12 protein-coding genes are annotated in these 15,551 nt (G+C 59.7%); 11 read left to right on the plus strand and 1 reads right to left on the minus strand.

Annotation, left to right across the window (positions count from 1 at the left end):
• Positions 1 to 32: 32 nt before the first annotated feature.
• The 8 genes from HDF09_RS11930 to HDF09_RS11965 all read left to right on the plus strand — a co-directional run bounded on the left by HDF09_RS11930 (position 33) and on the right by HDF09_RS11965 (position 9,531).
• Positions 33 to 1,487, plus strand: coding sequence for a UDP-N-acetylmuramoyl-L-alanyl-D-glutamate--2,6-diaminopimelate ligase (locus tag HDF09_RS11930; protein WP_311719356.1), 1,455 nt, complete (start codon positions 33 to 35; stop codon positions 1,485 to 1,487).
• Positions 1,484 to 2,869 (plus strand): UDP-N-acetylmuramoyl-tripeptide--D-alanyl-D-alanine ligase, encoded by a 1,386-nt coding sequence (locus tag HDF09_RS11935; protein WP_183766521.1) that lies wholly within the window; start codon positions 1,484 to 1,486, stop codon positions 2,867 to 2,869. Before HDF09_RS11930 ends, HDF09_RS11935 begins: the two co-directional genes overlap by 4 nt.
• 72 nt (positions 2,870 to 2,941) lie before the next feature.
• Entirely contained in the window at positions 2,942 to 3,589 is a 648-nt protein-coding gene (locus HDF09_RS11940; protein WP_183766523.1) for a hypothetical protein, read from the plus strand.
• A 135-nt stretch (positions 3,590 to 3,724) separates the two neighbouring features.
• Positions 3,725 to 4,861 (plus strand): phospho-N-acetylmuramoyl-pentapeptide-transferase, encoded by a 1,137-nt coding sequence (gene mraY / locus HDF09_RS11945; protein WP_179639126.1) that lies wholly within the window; start codon positions 3,725 to 3,727, stop codon positions 4,859 to 4,861.
• A 13-nt stretch (positions 4,862 to 4,874) separates the two neighbouring features.
• Entirely contained in the window at positions 4,875 to 6,230 is a 1,356-nt protein-coding gene (gene murD, locus HDF09_RS11950) for a UDP-N-acetylmuramoyl-L-alanine--D-glutamate ligase (RefSeq protein ID WP_183767148.1), read from the plus strand.
• A 20-nt stretch (positions 6,231 to 6,250) separates the two neighbouring features.
• Positions 6,251 to 7,345, plus strand: coding sequence for a putative lipid II flippase FtsW (ftsW, locus tag HDF09_RS11955; protein ID WP_179581995.1), 1,095 nt, complete (start codon positions 6,251 to 6,253; stop codon positions 7,343 to 7,345).
• A gap of 160 nt (positions 7,346 to 7,505) precedes the next feature.
• Positions 7,506 to 8,609 (plus strand): undecaprenyldiphospho-muramoylpentapeptide beta-N-acetylglucosaminyltransferase, encoded by a 1,104-nt coding sequence (gene murG / locus HDF09_RS11960; protein ID WP_311719361.1) that lies wholly within the window; start codon positions 7,506 to 7,508, stop codon positions 8,607 to 8,609.
• A 673-nt stretch (positions 8,610 to 9,282) separates the two neighbouring features.
• Positions 9,283 to 9,531 carry a hypothetical protein gene (locus HDF09_RS11965; protein ID WP_183766525.1) on the plus strand — a complete coding sequence of 83 codons (249 nt, stop codon included), beginning with the start codon at positions 9,283 to 9,285 and terminating at the stop codon, positions 9,529 to 9,531.
• Positions 9,532 to 9,585: 54 nt separating this feature from the next.
• On the opposite strand, the gene HDF09_RS21145 is transcribed toward HDF09_RS11965, so the two are convergent.
• Positions 9,586 to 10,863 carry a YXWGXW repeat-containing protein gene (locus HDF09_RS21145; protein ID WP_311719363.1) on the minus strand — a complete coding sequence of 426 codons (1,278 nt, stop codon included), beginning with the start codon at positions 10,861 to 10,863 and terminating at the stop codon, positions 9,586 to 9,588.
• Between the two features lie 464 nt (positions 10,864 to 11,327).
• Between HDF09_RS21145 and murC the strand changes: the two genes are divergently transcribed.
• The 3 genes from murC (at position 11,328) to ftsA (ending at position 15,427) form a co-directional block, all read left to right on the plus strand.
• Positions 11,328 to 12,728: a UDP-N-acetylmuramate--L-alanine ligase gene (gene murC / locus HDF09_RS11975; RefSeq protein WP_183766527.1), complete on the plus strand. Its 1,401-nt coding sequence runs from the start codon at positions 11,328 to 11,330 to the stop codon at positions 12,726 to 12,728.
• A gap of 132 nt (positions 12,729 to 12,860) precedes the next feature.
• On the plus strand, positions 12,861 to 14,201 hold the full coding sequence (locus tag HDF09_RS11980; RefSeq protein ID WP_311719366.1) for a cell division protein FtsQ/DivIB: 1,341 nt from the start codon (positions 12,861 to 12,863) through the stop codon (positions 14,199 to 14,201).
• Positions 14,198 to 15,427 (plus strand): cell division protein FtsA, encoded by a 1,230-nt coding sequence (gene ftsA / locus HDF09_RS11985; protein ID WP_183766529.1) that lies wholly within the window; start codon positions 14,198 to 14,200, stop codon positions 15,425 to 15,427. Before HDF09_RS11980 ends, ftsA begins: the two co-directional genes overlap by 4 nt.
• Positions 15,428 to 15,551: the final 124 nt, after the last annotated feature.

Consider the following 15,551-nt stretch of genomic DNA (forward strand, 5'->3'; position numbering starts at 1 on the left):
ATTGGGAGAGTGTCTGTAACGGGCTCAGTTCCGTGGATCGTTTTTGCGCGCCGGTAGAGGTTTCGGGGGTTGAATATGACTCTCGGCGGGTGAGACGCGGGGATGTGTTTGTTGCGATGCGCGGTGAGGCGACGGATGGAAATCGCTATTTAGAGGCGGCGATCGCGAAGGGGGCGGCTGCGGTGGTGACGGACTCTCGCGAGGCTTATGAGAGGCTGCGCCGCGAGCATGTGAGCGTTGGCGCGGCGTTGGTGGAGCGGGGACGTCGGGGTCTGGCGGAGTTTAGCGCGACGGTGATGGGGCATCCGGAGCGTGGTCTTGCCTTGAGCGCAGTGACCGGCACGAATGGAAAGACGACTACGGCATTTTTGTTGGAGGCGATGCTGCGGAGTGTGGGGCGAATGTGCGTGTTGATCGGGACGATTGAAACTCACGTGGGAGATGAAGTGAGGGTGTCGCCGCATACGACGCCGGAGGCCTCCGATACACTTCGAATTTTTGCCGACGGCGTGAAGGTAGGCGCGACGGAGGCGGTGATGGAGATGTCGTCGCATGCGCTGGAGCAGGAGCGGGTTTGGGGGCTGCCGGTGGATGTGGCGATGTTTACGAATCTGACGCAGGACCATCTGGATTTTCATGGGACGATGGAGAGATATTTTGCTGCGAAGGTGAGGCTGTTTGAGGGTGTGGGGGCGGCTCCTCCCCGGGTTGCCGTGATCAATGAGGATGACTGGTGGGGTGGCGAACGCCTGGCGCACAGTTCATTGCGGTCGGAAGTCATGCTGTATGGAATAGAGGGTGGGGAGTATCGAGCGGAGAATGTGGTGCTGCGGGCTGGCGAGACGCGTTTTTTGATCAAGACGCCATACGGGGATGCTGCTCTAAGATCGTCTCTGACTGGGCGGGTGAATGTGTACAACCTGCTTGCGGCTTCCTGCGCTGCGCTGGCGCGCGGGTTGACACTGGAGCAGGTTGTTGCGGGCGCCGCTGCAGGGGCGCAGGTGCCGGGGCGGTTTGAAGTGGTGCCTTCGTCGAACGCTGTGACCGTTGTGGTGGACTACGCACACACGGATGATGCTCTGAGGAACCTGATTTCACTGGCGCGAGAGTTGGTGAAGGAACGCAGCGGGAGGGTGATTACTTTGTTTGGTTGTGGCGGCGATCGGGATAAGACGAAACGTCCGCGTATGGGCAGGGCGGCGGGAGAGGGAAGCGACCTTGTTGTGCTTACGAGTGATAACCCTCGAAGTGAGGATCCTATGATGATTATGGAAGAGGCTCTGGTGGGGGTCCGGGAGACGGCGGCGAGGTGCATAGTAGAGCAGGATCGAGCTGCGGCGATTGAGATTGCGATTCACGCGGCGAAGGTTGGAGACATTGTTCTGATCGCGGGGAAGGGCCATGAAAAGGTGCAGATCCTGCGAGACGGAACAGTGCCGTTCGATGATGTGGCAGTAGCGGCTGGAGTTTTGAGGGGGATCGCGTGAAGCTGACCTTGGGAGAGATTGCTGACTGGATCCATGCGGATGGCGAGTTCGACACTTCGGCGGAGGCAGTAGGGTATGGGATTGATTCGCGAACCATCGGCGCAGGGGAGCTCTTTTTTGCCGTTCGCGGCGAGAGACTGGATGGACATGACTATGTAGAGGCCGCGCTCGCAAACGGGGCTGTTGCTGCGGTCGTGAGTAATCGGTGGGTTGTGCCGGCCGAGGTGGATGAAAAGCGATTGCTGCAGGTGGCAGAGTGCGATGACTGTGTGGTGATGGCGCTGCAGCAACTGGCTCATGCGGTGCGGCGAGAGTGGGGCGGCAAAGTGATCGGCGTGACGGGGTCGGCGGGAAAGACGACTACCAAGGAGGCCGTGGCGCAGGTTCTAGCTGCCAAGTTCAGAGTATTGAAGTCGGCTGGCAACCTGAATAATGCGTTTGGCCTTCCGTTGCAGCTTCTGAAGCTGGAGCGGGAGCATGAGGTTGCGGTGATCGAGATGGGAATGAATCATGCCGGAGAGATCGCTGCGCTGGCGAGGATTGCGGAGCCCGATTGGGCGGTGGTGTCGAACGTGGGGCCGGTGCATCTGGAGTTCTTTCCGGAGGGACTGATTGGAATCGCACGGGCAAAGTATGAGTTGATTGAGGCACTGCCTGCGGACGGCATCGCAGTTTTGAACTTCGATGACGCTTTTGTGGCGGCGTTTGGCCGTGGCCTGGGGGAACGCGCGATGTTTTACGGGTTAGGCGAGGGTGCGGGTGTGAGAGCTGTCAACGTGGCGGAGGTGGGTACTGAGGGCGTGGTGTTTACGGTGGAGGCCAGGGGGCAGCGTGCGAGTGTGCAGTTGAAGATGTTGGGGCGGCACAATGTCGCGAATGCGCTGGCTGCGATTGCGGTGGGATTGCAGAGCGGGATGGCGTTGGGGGATTGCGCTGCGGCTGTCGGTGAACTGCAGGCAGGGGACAAGCGTGGCGAGGTTCTGGAGTGGCGGGGGGCGACGCTGATCAATGATTGCTATAACTCGAATCCGACGGCGTTGAATGCGATGATCGATGCGTTGATGGCGATTCCGGCGGAGCGGCATATCGTGGTTGCGGGGGAGATGCTGGAGCTTGGCTCGGATTCGGCTGCGCTGCATGCTGCGTGCGGTACGAGGATGAAGGAGCGTGGGGTAGATTTTGTGCTTGGAGTGCGGGGCGCGGCTGAGGCTACAGTCGAGGCGGCAAGAGCTGCGGGTACGGAGGCGCTTTTTGTCACGAGCCCGGAAGAGGCGGGGGAGTGGCTGGTTGCGAATGTGCGTCTGAGCGACGTAGTGTTGTTGAAGGCTTCGCGGGGCGTGCGTCTGGAGAAGGCTCTGACTGTCCTTGCGGGAAGGCTTTAGGGCGCATCAGGTTTTCCAATGCATCTGAGTGATTTGCTGATTTGCGAGATGAAGCAAACGGAGTGGAGAGATATGTCGAGCAACGGGAGTTCCCTGGTAAAGAAAGACTCTGGTTCGGTGGTGAGGAAGCATCCGAAGAAAGCGACGAAAAAGGCTGCAAAAAAGCACGCAGCGAAGCACGCCAAGAAGGCCGTCAAAAAAACTGCGAAGAAAGCTGGAGGGAAGGTTGCTGGTTCGCCGCTGGTTTATGCCACGGATTACGGGCTTATGACTGCGTTCCACCATATGCAGCGAGCTTCTGTGGTGATTTCGCTGATGGAAAAGGGGACAGGCGAAGATCTGAGGGATCTGCTGGAGCGCGGGGTAAAGCTCTATCGCAAGGCGACCGAAGGTGAAGAGGGAAACAAGTTTGTGTTGCGGGCGATCGGAGTTTTGCGTGCGGCGGAACATCTGTCCCTGGCTGGGCTCTATGCCGCAAGGGATAAGCATCGGCAGAAGGTCGCATCACCTACGCCGGAGTGGCTGCAAAAGTTTATTGCAGAGGCGGATCATCGGTTGGAGAAGATCGAGCATGCAGAGCGCGGCAAGGGGACGGATCTTTTTCCAGTGACTGTGGAGCTGTTGCGGCAGGCGGAGGACTCGGACCACGATGCTCACCTGGCGTTCGAGCTTGCGATGGCGGCGGATGCGCTCTGCTTTGCGCTGGAGAACGGGCTCTGAGCGAATTTCGGATTCGGCGGGCATTCGGATTGGTTCAGGGACGAGATAAACCCAGGATGCGGGGGATGGTGCTGTTAAGATAGCCGTGACTCGCAACAAAAACGGGCATAAGCTGCGGGTAAAGGCGGAGGCGTTTTGCTCTATTGGTTGCTGTACCAGAAGCTGTTCCCTTACTTTCGGCTGTTTCGCATATTCCGATATCTGACGTTTCGCACCGTGTTTGCGAGCCTTACGGCGCTGCTGATCGGGTTGCTGATCGGCCCGTATGTGATCGAGAAGCTGCGCGAATTTCAGATCGGGCAATATATCCGGGAAGAGGGACCGCAGTCGCACCAGAAGAAGAGTGGGACGCCGACGATGGGCGGGGTGCTGATCTGTATCTCGATCCTGGTGCCTACGCTGATGTGGTCTGATCTTTCGAATCCTTATGTGTGGCTGGTGATGCTGTCTACGCTTGCGTTTGGGGCAATTGGATTTGCGGATGACTACATTAAGGTTGTCCATAGGCAAAACCAGGGGCTGACTGCTCGTGCGAAGTTGGGTTTGCAGTTCATTGCGAGTGGGCTGGTTGCGGCCGCGCTGGTGGTGATGGAGATTCGCGGCGGCTACTCGACACGGCTGATGGTGCCGTTTGCCAAGCGATTCAGGCCGGACCTGGTGTGGGAGTGGATGGGGCATATTCCGCATATGCACTGGCTGGTGTTTGTGCCGTTTGTGGTTTTTGTGATGATAGTGATTGCGGGCGCGAGCAATGCGGTGAATCTGACCGATGGACTGGATGGGTTGGCGATCGGATGTACGATCATTGCGGCTGGGGCTTTGACGGTGCTGACGTATGTCAGTGGGCACGTTGTGTTCTCGGACTATCTGGAACTGCAGCGGATGCCGATGGTGAGCGAACTCACAGTGTTTTGCGGGTCGATGGTGGGGGCGAGTATCGGGTTTCTTTGGTATAACGCTCATCCGGCAGAGATCTTTATGGGGGACGTTGGGAGCCTTGCGTTGGGTGGGGCGATTGGGACTGTGGCTGTTGTGATTAAGCAGGAGTTGTTGCTGCCGTTTATTGGCGGGGTCTTCATTCTTGAGGCGTTGAGCGTGATGCTGCAGGTGGGGAGCTATAAACTTAGGAACGGGAAGCGCATCTTCAAGATGGCTCCGCTGCACCATCACTTTGAGTTGATGGGATGGTCGGAGTCGAAGGTGATCGCGCGGTTTTGGATTCTGGCGCTGGTATTTGCTTTGTTTGCGTTGACTACTTTGAAGCTGCGATGAGAGTGTGGGCATGATGGATTTGAAGAGCAAGCGGGTGTTGGTTGTTGGGTTGGGGAAGTCCGGCCTGTCGGCGGCGATGTTTCTGCGCTCGCAAGGGGCACGGGTGACGGTGAGCGATACGCGCAGTGCGGTGGCGCTGGCGAAGGAGATTCCTGCGTTGCTGGAGGCGGGAATCATGGTGGAGTCTGGTGGACATGGGCTTCTGACGTTTCGGCGGCAGGACCTGATCGTGGTCTCGCCAGGTGTGCCGATGGATACGCCGGAGGTGAAGCAGGTCGTGGCGTTTGGTCTCACTGTGATTGGAGAGTTGGAGCTGGCGAGTCGTTATCTGCAGGGGCAGGTCGTGGCGATCACTGGATCGAATGGGAAGACGACGACGACGACGCTGGTGGGGAAGATATTGAGCGATGCGGGAGTGCCGACGCAGGTGGGGGGGAACATTGGTCTGCCGGTGATTGACCTGGTGGCGAAGAGCACGCCTGAGACGGTGAATGTGCTGGAGGTGTCGAGCTTCCAGCTGGAGACGGTGGAGGAGTTTCATCCTCGGATCGCGGCGATCCTCAACATTACGCCGGACCATCTGGATCGGCATGGCAGCTTCGAGAAGTACGTGGCGGCGAAGGAGCGGATCTTCGAGCGGCAAGGAGCTGAGGATGCGCTGGTGCTGAATGGGGATGACCGCGTGACGCAGATGTGTGCGACGCGGGCCAAGAGCGAGGTGTTCTGGTTCAGTGGGACCAAGGCTGTGCGGAAGGGTGCGTTTGTGCGGGATGGCGTGATTGTCTGGGTGGAGAAGGAAGGCGGCGTTACCGAGCCGATTATGCCGGTTTCTGAGGTGCATCTGAAGGGCGCGCACAACATCGAGAATGTGTTGGCTGCGGTCTGTGCGGCGCGGCTGGCGAAGGTTTCGGCGGAGGGTATTCGGGCTTCGGTGGCGAGCTTTACGGCTGTGGAGCATCGGCTGGAGCTGGTGCGGAAGCTGAATGGGGTTGAGTTCTACAACGATTCGAAGGCAACGAATGTTGATGCGACGATGAAGGCTGTGGCTTCGTTCAGCAAGGGCGTTCACCTGATTCTTGGTGGGAAGGACAAGGACTCGGACTATGGGTTGATGACCGAGCTGCTGAAGGAGCGGGTGAAGGCTGTTTATACGATTGGTTCGGCTGCAGAAAAGATTGAGCGTCAGCTGCACGGAGTCGTGAAGATGGTGGCAGCGGGAACGATGCAGATTGCGGTGGCAGAGGCGGCGAAGGCTGCTGTGACTGGCGATGTGGTGCTGTTGTCGCCTGCGTGTTCGAGCTTCGACCAGTTTGAGAACTATGAGCATCGCGGCCGCGTGTTCCGGCAGTTGGTGAACGAACTAATTTAGGGAAGAAGTGGAAGTGATGCATGGCGAAGAGAGTTGGGGTGGACAAGTGGCTCTTCGGAGTGGTGCTGCTGCTGGTGCTGTTTGGGCTGGTGATGGTGTTTTCGGCGTCGGCGGTGATGGCGCAGTCGAGTCTTGGGTCTCCCTATCCTTATGTGATGAAGCAGGCGATCTGGGCTGTGCTGGGGCTGATCGCGCTGGTTGCGTTGATGCAAGTAGACTACCGGACTTATAACAATCCGAAGGTTGTGTTTCCTGCGGTTGCGGTGACGATGCTGATGTTGATCGGCGTGTTTGCGATGAAGGACTCGCATGCGACGCATCGGTGGGTTCGGTTTGGGAACCTGTTTACGTTTCAGCCTTCGGAGTTGGCGAAGCCTGTCCTGGTGCTGTTTCTTGCTTACTTTCTACAGACTCGAATCCACCAGATGGACGACTGGAGGGGGACGATTCTGCGGGCGGTTGCTGTGCCGCTGGCGTTTACGGCTTTGATCTTGAAGGAGCCTGATCTGGGGACCGGCATGGTTTGCATGGCGGTTACGGCGTTGATGCTGTACCTGGCCGGGGCTAAGACGAAGTACTTTGCGGTGGGTGCGGCGTTTGCGGCTCCTGTTCTTTACTTCATGTTGTTTCATGTTGCGTTTCGACGGGCGCGGATGCTGGCGTTTGTGAATCCTGAGGCCGATCCTCGCGGGACTGGGTTTCACATTCTTCAGTCGCTGATTGCGGTTGGGACGGGTGGGATCCGTGGGCTGGGGTTGATGGAAGGACGGCAGAAGCTGTTCTATCTGCCTGAGGTTCAGACGGACTTTATCTTCGCGAACATCTGTGAAGAGCTGGGGTTGATTGGTGCGCTGCTGGTGGTTGGTTTGTTTGTTGCGCTGGGGTATCGTGGGTTACGGGCAGCGTTTCTTTCTACTGACCCGTTTGCTCGGTTTCTTGCGTTTGGGCTGACGACTGCGATTCTGATCCAGGCCTTCTTCAATATGAGCGTGGTGCTGGCGCTGCTGCCGACGAAGGGAATTCCGCTTCCGTTCATCTCTTCGGGGGGGACTTCGATCTTTATTACGTTGGCCAGCATGGGTGTGCTGCTGAATATTACGCGCGAGATCGATTGAAAGTGAGTGATAGAACAAGGCTCTGTCCTGCCGGACGGGCCCACCGCGCGTGGGGCGGTCACTTCGTGACGGGTATACCTTTTCTGGGTGGGGTGAGCGGCGTCGGTCCTTGCTTTGGTCGGAATGGGAGAGTGACTGTGCATCGAGGGGAGCGGCTCTGGTGAGACAGCATCTGCGGGTTTTGATTGCTGGCGGGGGCACGGGGGGGCATGTGATTCCGGCGCTGGCGATTGCGCGGGAGCTGCGCGATGCGTATGAGGTTGAGGTGCGGTTTGTGGGGACGGCGCGAGGGCTTGAGACTCGCCTGGTGCCGGAGGCTGGGTTTCCTCTGGAGCTGATTCGAGTGGGGCAGTTGAAGAATGTGAGCGTGGCGACGAAGCTGCGGACGGTGGCCGATCTGCCGCTGGGCGTGGTGCGATGCGTGGAGCTGATGCGGAGTTTCCGGCCGGATGTGGTGGTGGGGGTGGGTGGGTATGCTTCGGGGCCGGCGATGATGGCGGCGGTTCTGTTGCGGGTTCCTACGCTGGCGTTTGAGCCTAATGCGGTGCCGGGGCTGGCGAATAAGCTGGTGGGGCGGTTTGTGTCGGCTGCCGCGGTGAACTTCGAGGAGACCCGGAGGTACTTTCGTGGGGCGCGGGTGACTGGGATTCCGGTGCGGCAGGAGTTCTTTGAGATTGCAGATGTTGTTGCGAAGGATGGACCCGGTTCGGCTCGCCGGCTGCTTGTGTTTGGCGGCAGCCAGGGTGCGCGGGTCTTCAATGCGGTGATGCCGCAGATCGCAAAGCGGCTGCTGGAGGATGTGCCGGAGCTGCGGATTCTGCACCAGACGGGGAAGGGGCAGGCGGAGTCGACCGAGGAGGCGTATGGGGCGAGCGGTGCGGACCCCACTCGCTGGAAGGTGGCGGCGTATCTCGACGATATGCCGAGGAGGTTTGCGGATGCGGATCTGATTCTTTGCCGCAGCGGCGCGAGTACGGTTGCGGAGCTGGCGGCGGCGGGGAGGCCGGCGGTGCTGGTGCCTTTTCCGGGAGCGGCGGACGACCACCAGATGAAGAACGCGGAGGCCTTTGCACGGGTTGGGGCGGCGGAGCTGAGGGTGCAGGGGGCGGACGACGTGATGGGGTCGTTTTTATTCAGCGATCTGACGGGGCTTTTGCTGGATGCCGGGAGACTGGTGGAGATGGGCCGGAGAGTTCGGAGGCTGGCCCACCCGGATGCGGTACGGGTGATTGGGCAGATGGTGGCAGAGCTGACAGGGCGTTGATAATCTGTCTTGAGCCAACGAGGCTCATCCCACCCAGAAAAGGTATACCTGTCACGAAGTGACCGCCCCACGCGCAGTGGGCCCGTCCGGCAGGACACAAGCGCGTCGTCCACCGGCTTCTCCTTTCGTGGGTACCCCCCCCTCCTATTATTGGCGCGTAACCCTTTTTGAATGATTGATTTACATGGGGTGTACTGTCGTAAAAAATTCATTCTAAAAGGTTTCCTTGCAGAATCCTCTTTCCAAAAGAGTTACGGGTTTTAATGGCGAAAGAGGGTGATAAAAAATACCCTCCGAAACGAAATGAGGACCTCGGCGGCTAAAGCCGCAATGCAACCAAATCTCTTGCGGCACGGCTGAGCCGTGCCCTTGAGCAAACAAACTTTCCGCATCCTCTTAATTGAAACAGACTTTGTAGCAGTCTCTTCTTTTCAGCATCCTCAAAAGCCCCGGTTTTTGGCCGGGGCTTCTTTATCTTTGTATCCAGTATAGCGGTTGGAGCATAACTCATGCGCCACGCGAATCTGCTGGATTGGCGCGGGTTTTGGTGATTTGGGGGCTTGACACGGTTTTTTGGGGGTTGGGCGGGAGATACGGCTTGGAGTGGGTGGGTTGAAAGGGTTGGTCGGTGTGGGTTGAGTAGAGTTCGTCGGGATCCTTCGCTGCGCTCAGGATGACGACAAAAAACAACGGCAACGGCAAACGCAAATGCAACGGCAAATGCGAATGCGGGGGGTTTCTCCACTACGCGGACCACGATGAGGCTGTGGTCCACTACGCGGACCACGATGAGGCTGTGGTCCACTACGCGGACCACGATGAGGCTGTGGTCCACTACGCGGACCACGATGAGGCTGTGGTCCGCTTCGGTCGAAATGACGGTTTTATTGAGTGGGTGATGAAAGCAAAAGAAGAGGGCTGAGAGTTGATCCTCAGCCCTTTGAATTCTCAGTCCTTTGATTTGGTGGCCTGGTTTTTAGCGATGACCGCCGCCACCACCGCCGCCGTGTGATCCGCCGCCGCCGCCACCGCCACCGCCGCTGTAGCCGCCGCCGTGCGAACCGCCGCCGCTGTAGCTGCCTCCGCCGTGCGAACCGCCGCCACCACCGCCGCCGCTGTAGCTGCCTCCGCCGGAGTATGAGGCGTGGGGGGCGCTGGCGTAGTTGGCATGGCTTTGGCTCTGGGCGGCTGGTTGCGAGTAACTGCGAGAGGCTCCGCTGTAGGCGCTGTTTCCAGCATAGGAGCGGCCCGCGTTGTAGTTCGGGTTGCCCCCGCTATAGGCGCGTCCTGTGTTGTAGTTCGCACCCGCACCGCTGTAGGCGCGGCTTGCGTTGGCGTTGGAGTTGCCGCCGTTGTAGGCGCGGGCGGTTCCGTTGTAGGCGGTTGCTCCACCGTAGCCGGTGTGGATGTTGTGGTCGCCGAAGCCTGCCGGGTTGCCGCGGCCGACGTTGGACTGAGCAAAGCTGCGGCCGTTGATGTTGGAGCCGCGAGCGCCGGAGAAGTTGTTGCCGTGATAAGCGATGGAGTTCACGTGAGTGAAGCTTGCTCCGCCGGGGCGGCCGGAGTAGCCGTTATAGGAGCGGTTGTAGAAGTTGCCGCCGTGCCATCCACGCCCGATGTTGCAGTAGGCGCGGTTGTAGTAGAAGCGGCCGCCGCCCCAGTATCCGCCGTAGAAGCCTATGCCGAAGTAGCCGAAGCCGTAGTTGATGCCGCCGTAGTAGCCGACGTAGGGACCCCAGTATCCTGCGTTCCAGAAGTAGCCGTCGTTGAAGCCCCAGTATCCGGGGGTCCAGAGGGCTCCGGAGTAGGGGGCGAGCACCCATGCGCCCTGAACCCACTGGTAGCCGTCAGCGGTCCAGGCCCAGTAGCCTGGGGTCCATATATAGCCGTCGCCGGGGGCGGGTGGCTGTTCGTAGTCGGGGATCGCTGGGGGGGCCTGCTCGATGCCCTGGGGTTGGCCGGGCTGAGGTGCTCCATACTGCTGGGGCGCGCCCTGGTTGGGGTCGCCGTACTGCTGCGGGGCTCCGTACTGCTGGTCGTATTGCTGAGGAGCGTCGTACTGCTGCGGAGCGGTGTTGTCCTGCTGGGCTGCGTATTGGGGATCCTGCTGAGCCTGCTGGGCGGCGGGAGAGCCGTAGGGGTCGTTGGGGTTGTAGGGCTGGATCTGGGCTTGGGCCACAAGAGGAATGGCCAGCGTGAAGCCGGCGAGGGTTGCGACACCGATGGAGTTTCTGAAGAGGCGGGTGAACGTCATAGCGCTACCTTCCTGCTCAGCCTTCGTTTATCCGGTGTTGCGGTCGTGCGGCGGACTTCGCGGAGAGCAAGGATGAGTTCCAGCCCGGCGGAAGGCCCGGGTCAAGTGCTCAGTTGATTAGACACGAATATATCTCGTTTGTTGCGAAATATTGACAGAGAGGGGGTGTTGAGAGTGGTTGAAAAGGTTGCAGGGATTTGATCGGTTTCTTGGGTGATTTGTGATTGTTTGAGCTTTGGAGAGGCTGTCCTGCCGGACGGGTCCGCTGCGCTCTGTCACCCCACAAACGAAGACCTGTTTGTAGGGACCCCGATTCGCGCGGTCACTTCGTGACTTGTGTACCTTTTCTGGGTAGAAGGATCGATTGGGCCCTCCCATTGGTCGGGATGAGAGATTCCTTTGCGCTGATAGAGTGAAGGATTAGCTTGTTGTGCGCGATTTTTTGAAAGTAGAGATTGGTCAGCATGTTTGTGCCTGGGCATTTTTTGTTTGCGCCGTCGCAGCGGATTCACTTTATCGGGATCGGCGGGATTGGGATGAGCGGGATCGCGGAGATTCTGCTGACGATGGGTTACTCGGTCTCGGGGAGCGATCTGAAGCGGAGTGCGGTAACGGATCGACTGCTGGGAATGGGGGCGCGGATCTTCGAGGGGCACTTGGCTAGCAATGCTGCCGCTAGCGATGTGGTGGTGACCAGCTCGGCTGTGGCTAAGGATAATCCTGAGGTGGTGGAGGCGCGGGAGCGGAAGATTCCGGTGATTCAGCGGGCGGAGATGCTGGCGGAGTTGATGCGGCTGAAGTATGGGATTGCTGTGGCCGGGATGCATGGGAAGACGACGACGACCTCGATGGTGGCGGCGGTGTTGGCTGGGGGTGGGTTGGATCCTACGGTGGTGGTGGGGGGACGGGTGAATGCGCTGGGGTCGAATGCGCGGCTGGGGAGCTCGCAGTATCTGGTGGCGGAGGCGGATGAGAGTGACCGGAGTTTCTTGAAGCTGTCGCCGGTGCTGGCGGTGGTGACGAATCTGGATCGCGAGCATATGGATTGCTATCGCGATATGGAGGATGTGGAGGGCGCGTTTCTCGAGTTTATGGATCGGCTGCCGTTCTATGGGGCGACTACGGCTTGTGTCGATAATGCGCTGCTGCGGACGGTGCTGCTGCGGGTGAGGCGAAAGGTTTATACGTATGGCGAGAGTGTGGATGCGGACTTTCGCGTGGAGATGCTGCCGAAGGATGCGGAGTGCCACTCGGCGTTTGCGGTGAACTATAAGGGGCTGGTGCTGGGGAAGTTTCGGCTGCATGTTCCGGGGCGGCACAATGTGTTGAATGCTACGGCTGCGGTGGCGGTGGGAGTGCAGCTGGGAGTGGCTCCTGACCAGATTGCGGCGGGGCTGGAGACCTTTCGCGGAGTAGATCGGCGGTTTCAGATCAAGGGTGAGGTGCGGGGGGTGACGGTGGTGGATGACTATGGACACCATCCGACGGAGATTCTGGCTACGCTGCGGGCGGCTCGGGACTGTGGGTACTCCCGGGTGCATGTTTTGTTTCAGCCGCATCGGTTTACGCGGACGAGGGATCTGATGGCGGAGTTTGCAGGGGCATTCAAAGATGCCGACACGGTTCAGGTGTTGGATATCTATGCGGCGAGTGAGGCTCCGATTCCTGGAGTGACTGCAGAGGCACTAGTCGATGCGATCGATGCAGCCGGGCCTCAGATCGTGGACTATGCGAGATCGGTGCCTGAGGCTGTCGATGTGTTGGTGCATGAAGCAAGGGCGGGGGATGTGATTCTGACGCTGGGGGCGGGAAGTGTATCGCAGGCGGGAGCCGCGTTGCTGGAAGCTTTGGCGACAAATGGGTGAGTTCCTGAAAGGGTACGTGGCGAAGATCACAGGGAAGCGAGGGGGGTATGCGAGTTATGCTCAGGATGGCGATTCTCGCGGCCTTGCTCAGGCGTGCGACAAAGCGATGGGTTTTCGAGGGGTGGAACAACGGTGCTAGAGGCGCCTGGAAAGAACTACGTCTCGGAGTCTCGAGGTTCGCGGGGGCCGCGGCGAGTGTCGGCTTCGCCGGAGCGGCGGCTGCGTCGCGATCTGAGCGAGGACTTCGCGGATGATCCGCACTGGGAGGACGACGCTCCGGTGGGAAGACGCAAGGCGGGACTGCGGGTGCGGTTTCGCGGGGTGCCTTCGACCAGGTGGGGAAGGATCGCTGCGGGATGTGGGGTGGTGGTTCTGCTTGGGATTTGCGCCGGGTTGTTTGCGATGGCGAGAAGTTTTTTGTTGCACGATGAACGGTTTGTGATTCCTTCGTCTTCGTCGATTGAGTTTCAGGGGAATGCGCATGTGACGCGGGCGCAGCTGCTGAGCATCTTTGGCGAGGATGTGGAGCGGAATATCTTTACGGTGTCGCTGGCGCAGAGACGCGCGGAACTGGAGAGGCTGCCGTGGGTGGCGCATGCGACGGTGATGCGGCTGCTGCCGAATCGGATGAGGGTGTCGATTGTGGAGAGGACGCCGGTGGCGTTTGTGCGGCAGGGAAGCCATATTGGATTGGTGGATGGGAATGGGGTGCTGCTGGATATGCCGGTGGAGGCGAGGCCGGATGGGAAGTACTCGTTTCCGGTGGTGACGGGGATCTCGGCGGAGGATCCGCTGTCGACTCGCGCGGCGCGGATGAAGATCTATGAGCGGTTCACGTCGGAGCTGGATGGTTCGGGGCAGAAGATCTCGGAGGGGCTGAGCGAGGTGGATCTGTCGAATCCTGAGGATGTGAAGGCGTCGATTCCGGATAAGTCGAGTGAGGTGCTGGTTCACTTTGGCGATACGGATTTTCTGGATCGCTACAGGAGATTTGAAGAGCATCTGCCGGAGTGGCGGACGGTTTATCCGAAGCTCTCGTCGGTGGATATGCGGTATGAGCGGCAGGTGGTGCTGGAGATGCAGCCGGGCGCTGGTGTGCCGGTGGCTTCATCGCAGAACGGCGCGGCGGTGATGGCGGCTGATGCGAAGAAGCCTGCAGCGACGGCTCCTGCGGCGATGGTTCCGGATACGGGCGTGAAGGCGATCGAGCCGGCGGCGAAGCCTGTTGTGAAGGCCCCTGCGAAGCCTTTGCCAGTGGCGCACGTTGCGGGAGTGAAGCATGCGGCTGTGAAGGGAAAGCCTTCTGCGAGGGCGACGGCGAATGGTGCGGCGAAGAGTCATTCGCCGGTGAAGGCGAAGAAGGTTGATCCGAAGGCGAAGAAACATGTTGTCGTTGCGAAGCCCCATCCGGTGGTTGCGAAGCCGTCGGCTGGTTCGACGCAGTATCATCCTTCCCAGGCGGTTCAACCATGAATCAGAAGCAGGACAATCTGATCACCGTGCTCGATGCGGGAAGCACGAAGAGCTGCGTGCTGGTGGCCGAGCTGCAGGACGGCGTGCTGCGGTATCGCGGACACGGCGTGGAGCCGTCGCGGGGGATGCGCAAGGGTTTGATCGCGGAGCTGGGGCCGGCGGCGGAGGCGATCAATCGTGCGGCACTGACGGCGGAGCGCGTGGCGAAGGCTGGAATTGAGACGGCGATTGTAGGCATTGGCGGGACGCATGTGCGCGGGGTGAACTCGCGCGGCGGCATCAGCATGGGCAGCAGGATGCGGGAGATTACGCGGGAGGAGGTGCGTGCTGCTGTGGATCGTGCGCGGTCGGTTGCGCTGCCCCCGGATCGCGAGGTGCTGCATCTGTTGCCGCAGGAGTTCATTCTGGATGACCAGCCGGGGATTCACGATCCGGTGGGGATGGTGGGGAACAGGCTTGAGGTCAATCTGCATCTGTCGACTTGCTCGGGTGGTGTGGCGCAGAGTGTGATTACGTGCGCAAACCGTGCTGGGCTCGAGGTGATGGATACGGTGTATGAGGGGATTGCCGCTGCTGAGGCGGTGCTGAGCGCCGATGAGCGGGAACTGGGCGTCTGCATGGCCGATATCGGGTCGAGCACAACGGAGCTGGCGGTGTTCTTTGAGGGCTCGATTGCGCATACGGCGGTGCTGCCGATTGGCGGAGATCATTTTACGAATGACCTGGCGGTTGGGCTGCATGTGACGGTTGAGGAAGCAGAGTATCTGAAGAAGATGTATGGGCACTGCGTGGTGACGGCGGTGCCGCAGTTGAATGAGATTGAAGTCGGCGGGAATCTTGCGTTTTCCGGAGGGCAGCCGGCGCGGATGGTGCGGCAGAGATTTCTGGCGGAGATTCTGGAGCCACGTGCGCGTGAGTTGTTTACGATGCTGCGGGATAATCTGCGGCAGGGTGGAGTGCTGGAGGCGCTGGGCGCGGGCTGCGTGGTGACTGGCGGCGGCGCGAATATGGCGGGGCTGCTGGACAATGCGGAGAGCCTGTTGCGGGTGCCGGCGCGGATCGGATACCCGGTGCCGCTGTCGCGGATGCCGGCGGAGCTGGCGGTGCCGGAGTTTGCAGCGGCGATTGGGATGCTGTTGTATACGCACAGGACACAGGTTCGGCGGGCGAGCGAAGAGCAGGGGCTGAAGGCGAAGTTGAAGGCGATCTTTGCGGGAAGTTTCTAGATCTGCTTTTTTCTGTAGAAAGCACTAAGACTTTTTGCATGTCGCGAATTCAACCTGATTGAATTCCAAGTCGCGCCTGCAAATAAGTGCACCTCCTTATCGAAAACACTTCCTAATATTTTGC

It is taken from the genome of Edaphobacter lichenicola, assembly GCF_014201315.1.
Lineage (GTDB): Bacteria > Acidobacteriota > Terriglobia > Terriglobales > Acidobacteriaceae > Edaphobacter > Edaphobacter lichenicola_B.

Bases quoted from the DNA above. Each gene is read 5' to 3' on its own strand.
- HDF09_RS11940 (WP_183766523.1), top strand. From the start codon at position 2,942: ATGTCGAGCAACGGGAGTTCCCTGGTAAAGAAAGACTCTGGTTCGGTG.
- murD (WP_183767148.1), top strand. From the start codon at position 4,875: ATGGATTTGAAGAGCAAGCGGGTGTTGGTTGTTGGGTTGGGGAAGTCC.
- ftsW (WP_179581995.1), top strand. From the start codon at position 6,251: ATGGCGAAGAGAGTTGGGGTGGACAAGTGGCTCTTCGGAGTGGTGCTG.
- HDF09_RS11965 (WP_183766525.1), top strand. From the start codon at position 9,283: ATGACGACAAAAAACAACGGCAACGGCAAACGCAAATGCAACGGCAAA.
- HDF09_RS21145 (WP_311719363.1), bottom strand. From the start codon at position 10,863: ATGACGTTCACCCGCCTCTTCAGAAACTCCATCGGTGTCGCAACCCTC.
- murC (WP_183766527.1), top strand. From the start codon at position 11,328: ATGTTTGTGCCTGGGCATTTTTTGTTTGCGCCGTCGCAGCGGATTCAC.
- ftsA (WP_183766529.1), top strand. From the start codon at position 14,198: ATGAATCAGAAGCAGGACAATCTGATCACCGTGCTCGATGCGGGAAGC.